Annotated in this window: 14 protein-coding genes and 4 pseudogenes; 10 read left to right on the top strand and 8 right to left on the bottom strand. The window is 39.8% G+C overall.

Annotated elements, in window-relative coordinates; all coding sequences use genetic code 11:
* Positions 1-12: 12 nt before the first annotated feature.
* Entirely contained in the window at positions 13-537 is a 525-nt protein-coding gene (locus CXF95_RS22945) for a DUF2062 domain-containing protein (RefSeq protein ID WP_198556687.1), read from the top strand.
* A 54-nt stretch (positions 538-591) separates the two neighbouring features.
* Positions 592-1,523 (top strand): annotated as a pseudogene (locus CXF95_RS22940) (TonB-dependent receptor domain-containing protein); the annotation flags it as partial.
* A 286-nt stretch (positions 1,524-1,809) separates the two neighbouring features.
* Here CXF95_RS22940 and CXF95_RS22935 read toward each other — a convergent pair.
* Entirely contained in the window at positions 1,810-2,586 is a 777-nt protein-coding gene (locus tag CXF95_RS22935; protein WP_198556682.1) for a glutathione S-transferase N-terminal domain-containing protein, read from the bottom strand.
* Positions 2,587-3,062: 476 nt separating this feature from the next.
* Here CXF95_RS22935 and CXF95_RS22930 point away from each other — a divergent pair, with 476 nt between their 5' ends.
* Entirely contained in the window at positions 3,063-3,893 is an 831-nt protein-coding gene (locus CXF95_RS22930; RefSeq protein ID WP_157828224.1) for an ABC transporter substrate-binding protein, read from the top strand.
* On the opposite strand, the pseudogene CXF95_RS30885 reads toward CXF95_RS22930, so the two are convergent.
* The 3 genes and pseudogenes from CXF95_RS30885 to CXF95_RS22910 form a co-directional block, all read right to left on the bottom strand.
* Positions 3,879-4,381: pseudogene (locus CXF95_RS30885) on the bottom strand (EAL domain-containing protein). The gene CXF95_RS22930 and the pseudogene CXF95_RS30885 sit on opposite strands and share 15 nt — an antisense overlap.
* 227 nt (positions 4,382-4,608) lie before the next feature.
* Entirely contained in the window at positions 4,609-4,950 is a 342-nt protein-coding gene (locus tag CXF95_RS22915; protein ID WP_101200858.1) for a GAF domain-containing protein, read from the bottom strand.
* A 183-nt stretch (positions 4,951-5,133) separates the two neighbouring features.
* Positions 5,134-6,300, bottom strand: a pseudogene (locus CXF95_RS22910) (aminotransferase class V-fold PLP-dependent enzyme).
* A gap of 605 nt (positions 6,301-6,905) precedes the next feature.
* Here CXF95_RS22910 and CXF95_RS22905 point away from each other — a divergent pair.
* The 4 genes from CXF95_RS22905 to CXF95_RS22890 all read left to right on the top strand — a co-directional run bounded on the left by CXF95_RS22905 (position 6,906) and on the right by CXF95_RS22890 (position 10,770).
* Positions 6,906-7,247: a hypothetical protein gene (locus tag CXF95_RS22905; protein WP_101200857.1), complete on the top strand. Its 342-nt coding sequence runs from the start codon at positions 6,906-6,908 to the stop codon at positions 7,245-7,247.
* A gap of 441 nt (positions 7,248-7,688) precedes the next feature.
* Positions 7,689-8,492, top strand: coding sequence for an SDR family oxidoreductase (locus CXF95_RS22900; RefSeq protein WP_101200856.1), 804 nt, complete (start codon positions 7,689-7,691; stop codon positions 8,490-8,492).
* Positions 8,493-8,885: 393 nt separating this feature from the next.
* A complete protein-coding gene (locus CXF95_RS22895; protein ID WP_101200855.1) occupies positions 8,886-9,563 on the top strand; it encodes a spermidine synthase in 678 nt (225 codons plus the stop codon).
* Between the two features lie 22 nt (positions 9,564-9,585).
* Positions 9,586-10,770 carry a DEAD/DEAH box helicase gene (locus CXF95_RS22890; RefSeq protein WP_101200854.1) on the top strand — a complete coding sequence of 395 codons (1,185 nt, stop codon included), beginning with the start codon at positions 9,586-9,588 and terminating at the stop codon, positions 10,768-10,770.
* Between the two features lie 96 nt (positions 10,771-10,866).
* Here CXF95_RS22890 and CXF95_RS22885 read toward each other — a convergent pair whose 3' ends face one another.
* A complete protein-coding gene (locus CXF95_RS22885) occupies positions 10,867-11,322 on the bottom strand; it encodes a M20/M25/M40 family metallo-hydrolase (protein WP_101200853.1) in 456 nt (151 codons plus the stop codon).
* 388 nt (positions 11,323-11,710) lie between these two features.
* On the opposite strand from CXF95_RS22885, the gene CXF95_RS22880 reads away from it, so the two are divergent.
* Positions 11,711-12,361 carry a hypothetical protein gene (locus CXF95_RS22880; protein WP_101200852.1) on the top strand — a complete coding sequence of 217 codons (651 nt, stop codon included), beginning with the start codon at positions 11,711-11,713 and terminating at the stop codon, positions 12,359-12,361.
* A gap of 94 nt (positions 12,362-12,455) precedes the next feature.
* Here the strand turns inward: CXF95_RS22880 and CXF95_RS22875 are convergent, their stop codons facing one another.
* A complete protein-coding gene (locus CXF95_RS22875) occupies positions 12,456-12,785 on the bottom strand; it encodes a DUF6491 family protein (protein ID WP_255418955.1) in 330 nt (109 codons plus the stop codon).
* A 223-nt stretch (positions 12,786-13,008) separates the two neighbouring features.
* On the opposite strand from CXF95_RS22875, the gene CXF95_RS22870 reads away from it, so the two are divergent.
* Complete coding sequence (locus CXF95_RS22870) at positions 13,009-13,878, top strand: MYG1 family protein (protein WP_101200851.1); 870 nt, start codon at positions 13,009-13,011, stop codon at positions 13,876-13,878.
* A 90-nt stretch (positions 13,879-13,968) separates the two neighbouring features.
* On the opposite strand, the gene CXF95_RS22865 is transcribed toward CXF95_RS22870, so the two are convergent.
* Both CXF95_RS22865 and CXF95_RS22860 read right to left on the bottom strand, forming a co-directional pair.
* Positions 13,969-14,820 carry a universal stress protein gene (locus tag CXF95_RS22865; protein ID WP_101200850.1) on the bottom strand — a complete coding sequence of 284 codons (852 nt, stop codon included), beginning with the start codon at positions 14,818-14,820 and terminating at the stop codon, positions 13,969-13,971.
* A gap of 10 nt (positions 14,821-14,830) precedes the next feature.
* Entirely contained in the window at positions 14,831-16,321 is a 1,491-nt protein-coding gene (locus CXF95_RS22860; RefSeq protein ID WP_101200849.1) for a SulP family inorganic anion transporter, read from the bottom strand.
* 692 nt (positions 16,322-17,013) lie between these two features.
* Between CXF95_RS22860 and CXF95_RS22850 the strand changes: the two are divergent.
* Positions 17,014-17,523, top strand: a pseudogene (locus tag CXF95_RS22850) (IS1595 family transposase); the annotation flags it as partial.
* Between the last annotated feature and the right edge of the window lie 57 nt (positions 17,524-17,580).

Genomic DNA, 17,580 nt, shown 5'->3' with positions numbered 1-17,580 from the left:
GTATAGAGAACTATTCTGAAAAAGTTTATTAAGCACTTTCTTCCAAGCCCTCAAAAAGTCAAAGAACAAAAGATATTGTCTATTTTTGGCACTTTGCTACACGATCCTAATCTTTGGCATTTAAATCGACGCTCAGCATCTGGGGCCTTTGCTGTAGGTTTGTTCTTCGCATTTTGGCCAGTGCCTTTTCAAATGTGGTTGGCGGCAGCATTGGCTATCCCCTTGCGGGTGAATTTACCCTTATCTGTGGCTACAGTCTGGATAACAAACCCTTTCACTATGCCGCCCATTTTTTACGGTGCTTATATTTTAGGTACGACAGTAATGGGCTCCCCACAAAGAGACTTTAATTTTGAATTGAGTTGGGACTGGGTACTACAAAGTATTGAAACCATTGGCCCAGCATTTTTGGTAGGTTGTCTAATATGTTCAGTGTTTTTTAGTGCAGTTGGTTATTTTAGTCTAAATTATCTGTGGCGATTGTCAGTCGCTAAGGCATGGAAACGACGGATCCAGAAACGTTTTCCAAAAACCTAAAGTGACAAAGGGCTATCGAATAATAGCCCTTTGTCAGCCAAGTGTAATTGACATGTTGGTGATCAAAATGTCAATGGTTTCGCCTTAGTGATAGGTGCTGCCTCAGTTCAAGAATATGCAGATATTAATGTTGATGACGGGCAAGTCAGTTGGGAGGTCAGTGCCAACTACAACATTGACAAAAATACATCTGTATTTAGTCGAGTCGCTAATGGTTTTCGGGCACAGACCATTCAGGGCCGTGATGTGGCATTTGAAGGTTCACCTTCAGTGGCTGAATCAGAAACTATCAATTCTTTTGAAGTCGGCACTAAAACAGACTTATTAAATGATACGCTGCGCTTTAATGTTGCAGCCTTCTACTACCAAATCGACGATATCCAATTTTCGGCAATCGGTGGTGGGGCGAATAACACAGCGCTGATCAATTCAGATAAGGGCACCGGTTATGGTTTGAAATAGATGCACAATATTTGGTCACCGATAACTTAACCTTAACAGCAGGATACAGTTACAACCACACAGAGATCCAGGATGATTCATTAACAGTTTTACCCTGTGGTGCGAATGCTGGTTTTAACTTCACTGGCAACTGTACTGTTCTCGACCCAAGTACAGATGGATTTGCGGTATTAATTGACGGCAACCCATTTCCTCAAGCGCCAGAAACAATCTTTAACTTCACAGCACGTTATGCTTTTCCCATGGGCGATGACGGAGAGCTCTCAATTTATACTGACTGGGCGTTTCAAGGTGAAACCAACCTGTTTTTATATGATTCCATTGAGTTCAAAACGAATAATAACTTTGAGGGCGGTTTAAGAATTGCTTATGAAAACTATGCTGATGATTACAGCATCGCCTTATTCGGACGCAACATCACAGACGAAGAAAACCTTAAAGGTGCAATTGATTTCAACAACTTAACAGGTATTGTTAATCAACCACGCATTTTTGGTATTGAAGCCAAAGTACGTTTTTATTAAACTTTTATTTTTAAATATTAAAATAAAAAAGGCGTCCTAGAACGCCTTTTTTATAGATTACATAACAGATTAAAGATAATTAACCTTGTGCTAAACAATGCCAAACAGTTTTGTTAAATACTCTGAATATCTGCTCTGTGAAATACCTTCAGCAATTTTAAATAACGTCACAGGTAAGCAGTAAAAGCGATGCCATTTCCATTGATTAAAATGACTACTGGGTTTTACAACATCTGCTTATACTCAAAAAAAGTGGCAATATATTTAGGGGAATGGGCTGAAGGTTTTAATCGTCAAGACCATAGGTTGTTTCTAAATAATCGACAATTTTTGTAGATTCAAACATCTCAACATTTTCATTAGGATCGACCAGGTATGGGATGGCCATTCGTCCTGTTTTTGCTTGTAGTATTTTACGATTTTTCAGTTCACTGTTGGGCACAATCTTTAGCGCGTCTCTAAGGGTGGGTAATACCCATTCACCTAACTCGGTTCTGCCGCAGTTACGCAACATATAGGGGATCTCCATTTCACATAGGCACTCACGCACCAGACGTGCATAAGGACTCGACTCGAAACTATATAATTCGAGTAATTGTTCAGGGGCAATAGATGCTTTTTTGGTTATTCCTAAACCCGGTCGAGCGGTACTAGCCAACATTGACCCAACTGTTTGCAGCGGGCCTAGTTGCCATTTTAATGGCAACTGTCTTTGCCCATAGATTTCGAATAAGTATTTTATGATAATTAACGACTCATATATTTCGGCCCCTGTATTAGGGTCAATCAAAAAAGGAAACTGGGCTTTACCGCCTTTCTCGATAACGTATATTCGGTAACGCTCTCCCTGTTTAGGACAGGGATAAATTTCTGCATCCAAATCTAGTTCAGTTAAAGCCTCTCTGACTAACCGGCAATAAGGGCAACCTTCCATATCAAATAATTTTAAGGGCATTTCAGGTTTTAACGCCGCCGATTTACTGCTAATACCCCCACCTGTGCGCACTAAGGTAGCTAACACTGAACTGGCAAAATTGATGGGGCCTAATTTTAAAATTTTCAAAGAATGACTCAGTAGTGGATTCAACCTAAATATAGCAGCAACGATAAATTGGGCAAAGGAAAACGCTCTGATTAATCGGCTTTAAAACTCGCTGAGAGGGGAATGACTTATGGTGATTGGTATTAGCCATGGTTTTCAAATGCTACAAGCCACCAATTCTGGTTTAGCCTCCATAATCTAGCGACTAATCAGTTTGATATTTCAGTCCGCATTATGAGTACGTTTCATTTCTCCTAACAGGCACATAGAATCTATATTGCTCTAATGTGCCCCATTTTTGATCTAAAAATGCCCATAAAAACGTTATTAAACGCTTTAGAGTAGCGAGTCTAGTTTGAAAAGTTTAGTATAATCCTAAATATTCCAAGCACTCCTAGTAAATCTATCTTGTTCATAAGTAAGTCTTATTGATGATAAAAACTAGACATTTGATGGTTAGAATGTGATTTGTAGCTGTTTATTTATAGAGGTTTATATTGAAAATTAAAATATTTCTGTTACTTGCCTTGTTTTGCATTTCAGCATTAAGTTCACAGAAAGCAGAAATCGTTACGCTGACAATTGTTGTCAATGCCCCAGGCTCGCCACCTTACCTATATTATGATCTGGACTCTCAATCTTACCAAGGGGTGGTAGTGGACTTTTTTTCTCAATTAGAAAAAAATGAAGTACTTATTGCTAAGTTTGTAGACTCAAATCGTGGCAGAAGTGAGAAATTTATTATCGATGGTAAAGCCGATATGATGCTGACTAGCTGGTCTTGGTTAGATACCCCAGAACAGTTAATTTTCAGCGAAAAGATTTCGACACATCGAAGCTATCTTTACAGTTTGTCCCCTTATGAGCCTAATTTTACGTTTCAAACCATTAAAAAAATGCGGGTATGTGCTCGCGAGGGATTTATTTATCCTGGATTACACTCCTACTTTGAAAATAATCAACTGGTGAGGATTGATTCTAGCAGTCAGATTACTATGGCAAGGATGTTACAAAAAGGCCGCTGTGATTATGCCATAATGAACGATCAGAATGCCGCAGCAATTTTTGCAGATCAGGCATATTGTCAAAACACTATATATCAGTCACCAGTTCCTAACGACACTGTCGACATGTTGTTTGCAATGAGAATGGGAATACGGCCAATAAAAACGTTAATTAACCAACAAATTAAAGTGTTCTCTGAAAGCGGAGAACTCAATGCTTCAGTGCGTAAACATTCCAGTAACCTGACATTTCCTAGTTCACTTACTTGTAATCAGCCAAATATCGATACCGAGTCGCAGAGTCATAATTTAGGTAACAATTAGCTTAATTTTGTTTTTCATTAGTTCAAGCAATTTGTCTTCAGACAATGATTGACTGATATAAAAGCCCTGCCCCATTGAGCATTGTATGTCTTGCATTAGCTCTAGTTGTTGTTGTGTTTCAATTCCTTCTGCTACGGTTTTGATTGCTAATGATATAGCCAAACTATTGATCGTCTTTAATATGATGCTTTGCTCTGAACTTATATCGTGACCACTAACAAAACTGCGTTTATTTTAATATAGTTAAATTTGAATTGCCCCAAATAACTCAATGATGAGTAACCCGCGCCATAATCATCAAGTGCTAAATGAATACCCATTTTGGAGAACATTTTCATTTGCGCCCGAGTTAACTCCACGTCCTTTATAATACTTTTTTCAGTCGTTTCAAGGGTTAAGTATTGGCACAATTCTGGATTTTTTTCGAACTGAAAGTAAATAGCTTCTAACAATGCGCTAGAAGCAAAACCTTGAGCAGAGATATTCACAGATAAGCGAAAATTGGAAGGAAGTAGATTTTCCCATTTTTAAGATGTTCTATTGCTCGATTGATGTTGTATACATCCAATTGAACAATACTCCCGTTTTTAGATCAACAATAGGCTAGAAAATTAAAAAGAACTGCTTGTCTATTAATGCTTTTAGCACATCCTGTTCGATGATTTTTGTTGTAACCATGTTGGACTGTTCTGCACCTTGATGTAAAACAGCTCTGTTACGCCCTTGCTGTTTTGCTTGCACAATAGATGACCCCAATCAATTTACCATCAGTTACAATGGGCACTATCAGTGCTGATAAATAGTCAGATTTACTTTGCTCACATTCACCATGCAATCGCAGATCTTCGATACTCTGAGCTTGTAACGATTTCGCTGCTTTACCAATAACACCCTCACCCAAAAAAATTTCAGGGTTGATGAACAAGTCTAGGAGTATCGACTGTTTTTCAGTAAAGGCCGCAGCCAAACTGAGGGTCTTGCTTTTGGGATTAAATGAATAGAGTTCAAGATCGTCAATATTGAATTTATTGAAAAGCCTTCCCCAATCTCCGTTCATAGCGTTAGCTTCTTTAAGTTAATGTTGTTCCAAATTTTACCATCTCAGGAAAATTAATTTGTTTAGGTCCACAGCCTTATAGTTCTTGGTCTAGAGATAAGTAAGGTTAATCTAAGACTGCTGACTAGGGGAATAAAATCAGAAAACCTCCAGCCATACTCTAGGTTTAAGTTACAGCTATTGTTAAGCCATGGCGTGTATTTCTGCCAACGCCAATTCAATCTCCTGTTCATTATTAAGCAATGATGGCGCAAACCTAGCATAGCTGACCCGATAAGGTGTACTGCTCATAATAATGCCTTTTTTGTGCATATTTTCCACTACAGAAGCGGCCTTCATTCCTTTCACATCAAAACAAGTCAGCCCTGATGAAAGCGCGTTTCCTGTTGGGGTATAAAGCGTGACATGAGGCATTTTTGCTAGACCTTGTTTGGCCTGCTCATTCAATTCATGAATTCGCTGTTGTACATTCGATTTACCTAATTGCAAGTGCAGCTTAAACGCTTCAGGCAATGCCCAACGATGTTCAAATTAGTGAAATCCTCCTGGAGTCATGTGTTCACCTAAAGGCACTTGATCCTGAGTCATACCGCCCAACCACACCTCGTAAGATGCACTAAAACTGGGGATCACAGGTTCACTTTGCGCCCAAGCACGGTCATTACCCCAAACGACACCCGTGCCCCTTGGGCCAAAGATCCACTTATGTGTTCCCGCGACAAAAAAGTCACAGCCCAATTGACTCACATCCTGGTTTTCAATGCCAAAGCCATGAACGCCATCCACGCAAAACAATATCTGCTGATTGGCTTTTCGTTGTTTATTGAGCTGAGTAATAGTGTCAGCCATGGCTCTTATAGGTAATTTTACGCCAGTGGAGGAATGTACCCACGTGGCTGCCACGACTCGAGTATCACTGGTAATTGCCATACGTAGCCGTTTTTGGACATCGGCCACACTGACTTGAGCAGGGTTTTCATAAAGTGCAATACGCCTTACTTTGGCACCGCTGCGATTTGCCCTATGAGCCAGAGACATATCAGTAGAGTAGTGATCATGAACCGTTTGCAATACTTCATCCCCATCCTGAAGCTTAAGCCCACTATAAACCAAGCCTAATCCCATGGTAGTACTATCAGTCAGGGCTATATTTTCAGCCTTACCCCCCATATATTCGGCCGCAGATTTACTGATTTCTGCATCAATAGTTTGAAAATGATGATGCCAATAATCGGAAGGATTTTCATCCAATGCTCGACGATGTTTTTCGATGGCGTCTGACACAGGTTTAGGATGTGATGCCAGCAGGAATGTTGATAACTGAATGTATTTACGCGTTAATGGAAACATATCCCGCAACGTATTCCAGTCGCCTGGTTGAATGGGGTTATTGGTGATATCAAGTTCTGTTGCCGCTCCTAATAATGCAGAGCGTGTTAGTAATCCAGTACCTACAGTTAGTCCTAATGCATTTAAAAATTGACGTCTTAGCATGTGCTTTCCTTTTTAAGATAAATGCAGCTCTGGCCAAACGCATTAATTTATTTGGGTTGTAGCCGCAAGGCAATTGCACAAAGTGTAGTGCACACAATGCAATTGTTCCTTTTAAACGCTCAATATCATCTAAGTTGGCCTACCCGTTATAAGGTGTGTTTGCAGGTCTGCTGATTGTTTTGTGAAATATAGACAGATATTACAGATAAATCGGGTGAGGACTGATGGATGTGCATAGCGCACTCATTATTGAATTTATCATCCACAGGCGGTTATGGTTGACGGATAAATCACAGAGATATTGTGGGTCATGATATGCTCTAGATAATTTAACGCGTTTAAAGCTAATCAGGTCCTTTTATTCCATTTTTTGGTTTTTCAAATAAAGTAAAATAACAAATACTTGTATGCTAAAGAATCAGGGAATACTGTTGAACAGTCTAAATTACTATGGAAGGATTGTGGATAAATGGTTACGCATACGTTCTTTGGCTATCATCTGCATTACATATAGTCAGCTGAGTTACTCAAAAGAAATAGATGTTGGTTTTGAACCGTTTCCACCATTAATAAATGAAGATGGTAGCGGTTTAGTGGTTGACATGCTTAATACCTTAGCAGCAAGTAAAAACTTGCACTTCAACTTTCATATCATAACTTATGGTAGAGCTAAAAAAGATTTACAGAGTGAACGGCTAAAGCTCATCGGTCTTACTCCTTACCAATTAGAAACTCAAGAATTATTCAGTGATTTTATTAATTACACTTCAATGAGTGATTCAGGCAAAGTAATCATTCAGTAAATGATGTCCTTTAGGTTGTATTAGTTACCTCGTTAAGAACTACTTTTTGGACATAATCAATTTATCAAAACTTAGCTTCTCAGGCCAGTATAGAGTTACTTGTTCATCTTCTTTTGGATAGCGAAGAGCCATACCACAGACTAATTTGTATCCTTCGGCTGCGTTGAATGTTCCTTCACTGAATCTAATACGGGGGCAAAACAGAATGTTTGAAACGGCGTCTTAAGCTTAAAGATACCTTCGATAATGTGAACTCCGAACATATGCGACAATTTTAGCTGTTTGAGCTGTTTGACTTTTAATGGCGTTCAATTTACAGGTTCCTGAGAATAATACATTCAGGAACCGCTCTAAACTCCCGCTGAATCCGTCATTTTGAGGTGGTATGGGTATATAATAGTCAATCTGGCATCATAGCTTAACAGTAACAGGATGGGATATATGAAAACTGTAGTCGTTACAGGTGGTTCAAGCGGCATAGGTCTGGACATTGCTTGTGCTTATACAAAACAAGGAGCTAATATTATTTTATTGGCCAGAAATCAGGCGCGTTTAAATGCCGCTGTAAGTGAATGCAAAGCCTTGGTGAAATCTGACAAACAACAGATCTTGTCGTTTTCTGTGGATGTTACCGACAAAGTACAACTGGCTAATGTGATCACCGCCATTAAAAACCAAGTGGGTGTTCCAGACTTACTGGTATTAAGTGCGGGTATTGTTGCCAGTGAACGTTTTATCGAACAAAGCGATGATGATTTCGATGCTATTATTCAAACAAACGTGATGGGTAGCCGCGCTGTGGCTCGCGCTTTTTTACCAGATATGATTAGTCAAAAATCAGGTCAAATTTGTTTTATCAGCTCATTGGGCGGCATCATTTCCACTTATGGATACAGTGCTTACAGTGCTTCAAAATTTGCCGTCATCGGCATGGCCGGTTGTATGCGCCAAGAATTGGCAGAGTACAACATCGGTGTCAGTGTGGTTTGTCCACCAGAGGTTGACACGCCAATGGTCACCAAAGAGTCTGAACACATATTGCCGCAAACAAGGTTCATCAAAGATTTAGGGGGCACTTTACAGCCTAAAGTAGTGACCAAAGCCACCCTTAAAGGTGTTGCCAAAAACCAATTCATTATTGTGCCGGGTTTAATGGCCAAGCTTTCTTATTGGCAGGCTCGTGTATTCCCCAGAACCTTTGCTGCATTTATTCAGTTTTTGGTTCGACATTCCAGTAAGGCCTAAATTATTTGTGGTTAGAACTAAATCAATTTTTGCACCATTCACTTTCCCCGTATTAAGTTAATGATTGCAGTTGTTTACCTATGACTATTTCAGGCCATGAAGCGGCTCTCAGATGTTCTATCAGCAGCCCTTCAACCTCAAGAATTCATCACCTTCGAGGTTGAACGTGGGACTAAGGCAAACTCATTCTACTCCGAGTCATATTTTTATTTTAAAAGCGACGAATGTAAGTGTATACAGCAACGTGTATTAGAATTTTAAAATAAAAATAATGTTAGCATTTAAGGTTTTTTGATCATAATAAATACCCTAGGACATACTGTTTGAGACAAGTAATGTGGTAAGGTACCCGTCTATTTAATTCCAAAAGACCCATATTATTAAGCTCACTTTATGATCCCATGGACCCATCTCAATACCGCACAAATCCCCAACGATGGCGGTGAATTAAAACTGTCACAGCGCGGCGATGAATTCTCTATAAAATTGTCAGGCAAACGTGGCGAGCTAATGAATAGCCGTGTCTATAATTCAGAAAAAGCACTATCCCAGTTAGGTTGTGCTCATATTAAACCACACTTAGATGCGCACATTTTAGTGGGTGGTTTAGGCATGGGTTATACCTTGGCAGCAGCCCTAAAAGCAGTGAATGCTGACTCGCAGGTGACGGTTGCGGAATTAGTACCTGAAGTAGTCCAATGGAACACAGGCCCTCTAGGCAACTGTGCTGGCAACCCTTTGCAAGACTCGCGAACTCAAGTACACATTGGCGATGTCAAAGAATTATTAACCTCAAGACAAGCCACATTCGATGCGATTTTATTGGATGTTGATAACGGCCCCAAGGGGTTGACTCATACAGATAATAATTGGATTTATTCTGAAGACGGGCTAAAAGACATATATGACACACTGCAACCCAATGGCATGCTGGCCATATGGTCTGCAGGCCCGGACTACTTGTTTACTGTTCGCTTAAAAAAGATAGGCTTTAGAGTAGATACACGCAATGTACAAGCGCGTCCCGGGAAAGGTAGTCAGCATACAATTTTCCTAGCCAAGAAACTTTAGAACCTAATCTATAAGGCAACCCATGTCATTTTCATCTTTGCAGTTATCAGCACCTATTCTAAAAGCAGTCAGTGATTTAGGTTATACCCAACCCACGCCCATTCAAGAAAAAGCCATCCCGGTTATTTTATCGGGTAAAAATCTGATCGCGGCTGCCCAAACTGGTACAGGTAAAACCGCCAGTTTTGTATTGCCAATTCTGCAATTACTTAATACTGGTCGTAAGCTACGGGGTAAACGTGTGCGTGCGCTTATTCTGGTGCCCACCAGAGAATTGGCGGTGCAAGTTGAAAAGAGTATTGCAGCATACGGTCAACATTTAGAATTAATATCCATGGCGATGTATGGCGGCGTTGATTCATCTGAACAAACCCAACGTTTAATTTGGGGCGTTGATATATTGGTTGCTACACCAGGTCGTCTTTTAGATCTGGCACATCAACGTGCATTACATTTTGATGAACTTGAGGTTTTAGTATTAGATGAAGCCGATAGAATGCTGGATATGGGTTTTATTGGCGATATTAATAAAATTATTGAACGTTTACCTGAACAACGTCAAAACTTGTTGTTTTCTGCGACTATTTCTAATGAAGTACGTTCCCTAGCGAAACGTTCTATCTACAACCCAGTTGAAATATCAATTAAGGAAAACAAAGCATCCGCACCTAAGATTGAACAATGGTTAGTCACAGTGGATAAAGGCAATAAATCATCCTTGTTAAGTCATCTCATTAAAGAACAAGTGTGGGATCAAGCGCTTATTTTTATTGAAACAAAACAAGGTGCCGCTAAGTTAGTCAGCCAATTAGAAAAACGTGGTATCCCAGTAGACAGTATTCACGGTGACCGAACTCAAGCAGTGCGCGAAAGAATTTTGGCAGACTTTAAGTCTGGTGAAATTAAATTTTTAGTGGCTACAGGAGTTGCGGCCCGTGGTCTTGATATTCAAAATTTATCACGAGTGGTTAACTATGATGTACCGGATCAAGTTGAAGACTATATTCACCGAATCGGCAGAACAGGCCGAGCCGGTGCAACAGGAGAAGCCATTTCATTTGTGGCTAAAGATAACTTTAGAAACCTGTGTGCCATCGAAAGCCATCTTGGCCATATCATTACCAGAAAAGCGTTTGAAGGTTTTGAGGTCAAAAAAACAGTGCCCGATTCTATTTTGAATTACGTCCCTAAAAACAAACGGAAATAACTTTTCAATAGACATTTAATATGACAAATCACCAACAAGTTCTAACTATGCTCCCGTAGATTTTTAACACTTGCTTGTTTATTAAATAACCACTATCTAATTTTTTTGCATATAACGTGCAGTGCCCACCAGCCCTGTAATATGAACATCATGTCCACAAGCGTGCATAACCGGTCTTAATTCATCAGTGATAGGGTCAACTTGTTCAACAGTAGAGGCGTATGCTAAGCCACTGTCCTCTTTAATTGGAAGGCCGTCCATATCAGCTCTCATCATGACGGTCGGTCCATTACCATTTTTTAAAATTGCCACTATTCCCGTTTGACCGATACCTTCAAACACGTCAAAACCTACCCCTTTGAGTTCTTGCGCGATGCGTTTAGCGGTTTTTACTTCACCCATTGATAACTCAGGATTTTGGTGAAAATACACAAAGAGAGACTTCAGATGATTTTCATAATCTTCCTTGATGGCATCTCTTATATTGGGTTGGGAGGCAAAAGAAAAGTGGCTTAAACTGAGAAGTAAAAAAGATGCATATAAAAATTTCACTGGGCTTATCCTTGATTAAAAATCACACAACAACAATATCACAAATAAAAAGTAGATCTTGTATTGAGCATAATTTTAACTACTTAAGCCTTATGAATTAAAAGACGCTAATCGAGATATCCATAGCAATACGACGCAAAACAAAACGCCAAAATACAACCAGGATATAAACTGACCTAGTATCGGCAACGCCGATGATCTTGATTCTGATGCCACCCGTTGTAGTTCAATTATTTAGAGTCTTTTGAGAATATTTACAATGGCTTGTTCATTGTGTACGTCACTATAAAAATAATAGTATGAAAAAAAGAACACCCGCATATTTATACATAACCTATTAACCAAGCGAATTTTATATAGTAGTCGGCTAACGTTAAAAGGAATAATTATGTTGAATATTGGTAGAAAACTTTTGTTCATAATAAGTTTAATCGGGGTGGTTACCAGCGCTTCAGCAAATCTTATTAATAATGGTGGATTTGAAGAAACTCATGTTAATAAAAATAGTTGGAAATGGTTCAAGTCGTCTAATATAAATGGTTGGGATGGCAGCAATATTGAAATTTGGGATAGATTTGGAAATTTTGATGCATATGAAGGCGAGCAACATGCTGAGCTCAATTCACATTCGTCTAATGGTGATCCTTTTGCTATTTTTCAAACGATTGAAACCGAAATAGGTGCTCTATACGATGTCAGCTTTGCATATAGTGCACGCAGTAATACCAGAGAATCATTTTTATTCGACTTATCTTCTTTTAATAAAGCATTTTTGTCTGTGATTGTTGATGATCATCAAGTCAAAACATGGAGTCTATTTAATATCCGTTTTGAAGCAATCGATCTGTTTACCACTATAGGTTTTACTTCAATCACTCCTAGCACTGGGACAGTGGGCAATTTTTTAGACAATATCAGTGTACTTAAGTCACCAACCACTCTAACGTCTAAAGTATCGGCGCCATCAATAGCCTTTTTTATAATGCTAGTTTGTATGTTTTTGATTAGAAGAAAGATAATTAGCAACATAAAAAATTAAGCTGTATTAGGGGCTATTGGGTTATCTATTAGTAATCAGCGCACACATTTCACATATGTGAAATGTGTGCTGACATTCACTTCCAAACAATCGGCTATTCAGCAGTGTCATCATACTTTGAATCTCCTTGTTGTTTCGCTTCATCTCTTAAATTTTGACGAATGACTTCCACCTTTTCAAACGTAGCAACAGCCTCTTCTTTTGATGAAAATTCAAAAATACTTTTTATCGGGCAAGACTCTTCAGAGGTCAAAATTTTGTCGCGACCACCACCACATAACTCAGAAAAGTCACCCTTAAAGCCTGCAGAGAAACTGGTTTGTAATGAATGGCACTGAAACAAAGTTGTGACTAAATAATAACGATTTTTACCACTGGCATTAATGCTCATGACATCATCGTCAAACATGCCATAACCTCGAATATTATGCTGCCGTATACAAGCTTATATTGGGTTGAGTTGTCGGGCTCATCTAATCCATAAAAATATCAATACGACCAATATTGATTGGTACACAAACTTAATCCAATTTTATTGACTGTTTTCGTATAGAATCCGCGTCGTAATTTTTACTTGTTAAATATTTTCTATCTTTAACGTATATCTGACGACACCTTTCCATTCCTTTCTAAAATGACACAAAATAATGAATGATAAAACAATAGTAACTCACAACGGTAATTTTCATGCTGATGATGTTTTCAGTGTTGCTGCCCTTAAGAGCATTTTTTCTTCTTTTACACTCATTCGCACCCGTGATTTAGAGATTATCGCCAAGGCCGATATTGTGATTGATGTAGGGGGTGAATACGACCCAGAAAACGGTCGCTTTGATCATCATCAACGGGGTGGTGCTGGAGAGCGCGACAATGGTATTCCCTACTCCTCATTGGGTTTAATTTGGCAGAAGTATGGTGTAGAAATATGCAATGGTAATCAAGACGTAGCCAATGCACTTGATGCAGGTTTAGTCTCCACCATTGACGCCATCGATTGTGGTCATGTCAAAGGTGTGCCGGAAGGCATTAGCCTTAGTCAAACTATTTCAATGTTCAACCCAACTTGGCAAGAAGATAGTCACTTTGACAGCTGCTTTGATGAAGCGGTTGATTTTGCATCCCGCGTTTTAACACGATTTATTGCAGCGGCTAATGGCGGCATTAGTGCAAAAACAATTGTGGCGACTGCCATTGAGAATGCACAAGATCCAAGAGTGATTATATTAGAAAAATATATACCCTGGAAAAGAACGGTTCACGCCTTAACTGACAAGGCTTTATATATGATTTACCCCTCGCAGACTGGCCAATGGAGAATTCAAACTGTGCCCGTTGAACCTGGTTCATTCGAAGACAGAAAACCACTGCCTAAAGAATGGGCTGGCTTATCCGATAAAACGCTGCAAGATGTGACGGGTATTGATGACGCGATGTTTTGTCATAATGGTTTATTTATTGCGGGTGCAGAATCATTTGAAAGCACCATGAAAATGGCATCACTGGCACTTCAAGAATAGTGAACTCATCAGAGGTAAAACAACATTATTGACCCAACGTTGTTCTGCCTCTGATTAATTTAAAGTCAGCGTGAATACTTTCAATAACATTTACCGCAATACAACCATAGGTATTTTGCAACGCTCAAGCATTTTCAAGGTGTTACTGCCTAAAAAGAATTGTCGCAGTTTGGAGTGGCCAAAAGCGCCCATAACAATAAGTCCTATATCATGGGTTTCTTTATATTCCATTAGCGACTCATGAATGTTGCCTTCCATGAAAGATACACTGACATTAAATCCCTTTTCTTCCAGTTTTTGTTGGGCTAATGCAAACTTATCTTTTTGATTCGACTCGTTATTTTTAACAGAAACAAGGTGGCAGTGAAGGCCATGCAATAATCCACCGTCGATAACCCGTTGCAGCGCTTTTTCGGCGGTTTCTCTTCCATCATAGGCAATCATAAACGAGACAGGCGTTTTGAATGTGTCCGGAATAACCATGACTGGATGTGAAGCCTTGCGTAATAATGTCTCTATATGAGAACCCAGCGCATTAAAATTACCATCATGTCCCTTGCCACTGCGACCAATAACAATGAGTCGGGTTTGACCTTCAATATCATCTATTGAATCGACCAAGTCACCATGCCTTTGTAATGACTCAACCTCCGCAACCCCCGCTGTTTCTGCTTGGCGAGAAACAGACCCGAGTAATTCTTTGCCTAATTGCAGTGCGACTTTGCTACGTTGCTCATCTAGTTTTGTCATTTCATCTAGCAGGGCGGTTCGTGCTCCTAGGCCAATGGCCCCCGTGTAGTCATCCGCACCATGCTGCTGTTCTTTCTCTAAGGTATGTAAAAAAAGAATCGGTTTATTTAACTTTTTTGATGCCCAAACTGCTGCTTCTGTTACAGCTGTAGTCATGGCAGAACCGTCTATGCAGGTAATTATTTTCGTCATCATTCTCTCCTTAATGTCCGTCCAACAGTTTTTCAACTTCTTGAGGATCATTGTGCACCCCAAACTTATCGACCACAGTTGCTGTTGCCTCGTTCATACCAACGATGTTAACAGTCGCACCTTCTCGTCGGAATTTAATCACAACCTTATCTAGTGAAGATACAGCGGTGATATCCCAAAAATGGGCATGGGTGAGATCAATGACAACAGTTTCTAGCGCTTCTTTAAAATCAAAGGCCTTGGTAAATTGCTCAGCTGAAGCAAAAAACACCTGACCGATCACCTCGTAGGTGCGCATATTTTCAAGCTCATTAAAGTCAGATTTCACCATCATCAGGCGACCAATTTTATTCGAGAAGAACAAGGTCGCTAATAACACCCCAATTAGTACACCAAATGCTAAATTATGCGTGGCCACAACCACCACAACAGTACTTACCATCACAATACTGGATGACAAGGGGTTCGTGCGCAAATCTGTGATAGAAGACCAAGAGAACGTACCGATTGAAACCATTATCATCACTGCGACCAATGCTGCCATCGGTATTTGACTTACCCAGTCATCGAGAAATACAACCATAATGATCAGCACTAGGCCAGCCATAAAGGTAGACAGCCTGCCTCTACCGCCAGACTTCACGTTGATAATTGACTGCCCAATCATGGCACAGCCTGCCATACCACCAAACAATCCGGCACCAATATTGGCAATTCCTTGACCTTTACATTCTTTATTACCGTCACTGGAAGTATCTGTCAGTTCATCAACTATGGTTGCTGTCATCATAGATTCAAGTAAGCCGACCACCGCAAGACCTGCGGAATAAGGTAAAATAATCAACAGCGTTTCCATATTCAGTGGTACATCTGGCCATAAAAAGATCGGCAAGGTATCGGGCAGTTCTCCCATATCACCTACGGTTCTAATGTTTAGATCTAAAGAGATTGCGACAATAGTTAAGGCTACAATACACAGCAACGGTGAGGGGAGCATTTTTCCAATCGCAGGAATATAAGGGAAAAGGTAAATAATACCAAGACCTGCAGCAGTCATCGCGTAAACATGCCAAGTAACATCGGTTAGTTCAGGTAATTGCGCCATAAAAATTAAAATAGCCAGAGCATTAACAAACCCAGTTACCACAGAGCGCGAAACAAACCGCATCAGACTACCCAGCTTAAGATACCCCGCGCAAATTTGCAGCACACCAGTCAGTAAGGTGGCTGCTAGCAAATATTCCAGACCATGATCTTTGACCAATGTCACCATGAGTAAGGCCATGGCACCGGTTGCGGCAGAAATCATTCCCGGCCTGCCACCGACAAAGGCAATAATGACCGCTATACAAAATGAAGAGTACAGACCCACTTTAGGATCAACACCCGCAATAATGGAAAAGGCAATGGCTTCAGGTATCAGGGCTAATGCCACAACTATACCGGCAAGCACATCACCACGAATATTAGAGAGCCAGTCTCTTTTCATGTGTTCAATCATGTAAATAACCTAATTTTAGGATTCTGTTCAAGACAGAAAGATGTATAATTTTATTTAAAAAGTGTAGTAAATCGTGCGAGTCATACGTTAAATGATGTATCTAATGATGGGGTTACCTAAGGCGGTACTGTCAACATCAACTTCCTTGATTTAAATTTAGCGTGAAGAATACCGCTTTTGTAATTTTGTTACAAATATAGATACCCCTCAGCAGCAATATTATGTTTTCTAAGGGCTTTATCAAGCCCAGCTAAAAGTTTTACTGCTCGCTATTTATTTAGGTCATCACTTACGAAAGCACTGATTAAGACTGCCATTGTCTTTCAATCAAATATTTAAAGTTTATTGACCACATTTATAGTGGATGATTTTTTAGTGAATTTTTCTATATATCTACATTCAGATGGTGAACATCGAATTATTTAAGTTCTAAATAAGCGTTGTGCATGAGTCACTAAACCTGATGTAACACTACCAAAATGATTACCGATAATCACTTCAACATTTGGAAAAATTGAATTTATCCATGCTTGAATGACTGGTGATATCGCAGTGCCCCCGGTGACAAAAATCGTATCTGGCTGGGTTCCCGCTTGACGTAAAGATTCATTAATTAATAATCATGCTTCTCCACTTTGCTCAGGCATGAACTAAACTGTATATGAAAATAAACAGTTTAAGGGAGTTCGAACATGAACACGCCAGAAGCCAGTTTTTTAACGTGGCAACAGCAATTCAGAACGAATAAAGATTGTCTCCAGTATCTGAAGGAAATGAAGTGGCCTAATGGGTTTATGTGTCCTCAATGTGGTCACGACAATGGGATTGACCTTCACTGCCGAGAATTAACCGAATGCAGCCATTGTCATAAGCAAACATCGGTGATGTCAGGTACTTTATTTCATGGTAGTCATCTACCGTTACTCAAATGGTTTTGGGCACTGTATTTTATAGGCTCAGACAAAGGCAGTATTTCAGCGTTAAGGCTAAGCAAGCTTATTGAAGTGAATTGGAAGACTGCTCGGCTTATGTTAACGAAAGTGAGAGCGGCTATGGGACACAGGGATAGCCTCTACCGATTGTCGGGCACAATAGAGTTAGATGATGCCTTTGTTGGCGGTAAGCACAAAGGCAAGCGTGGTCGTGGAGCAGAAGGGAAAACCCCCATTATCATAGCATGTGAAAACAAGCATAAAAAGGCAGAGCCTTGTCCAATATGAAATGAGTCTTAACTAATTGCGTGTTTCCAAAATGAAATG

Source organism: Paraglaciecola sp. MB-3u-78, from assembly GCF_002835935.1.
GTDB lineage: Bacteria > Pseudomonadota > Gammaproteobacteria > Enterobacterales > Alteromonadaceae > Paraglaciecola.
Note: the sequence above shows the minus strand (reverse complement) of the source record. Positions and strands in the feature narration are given on the sequence as shown.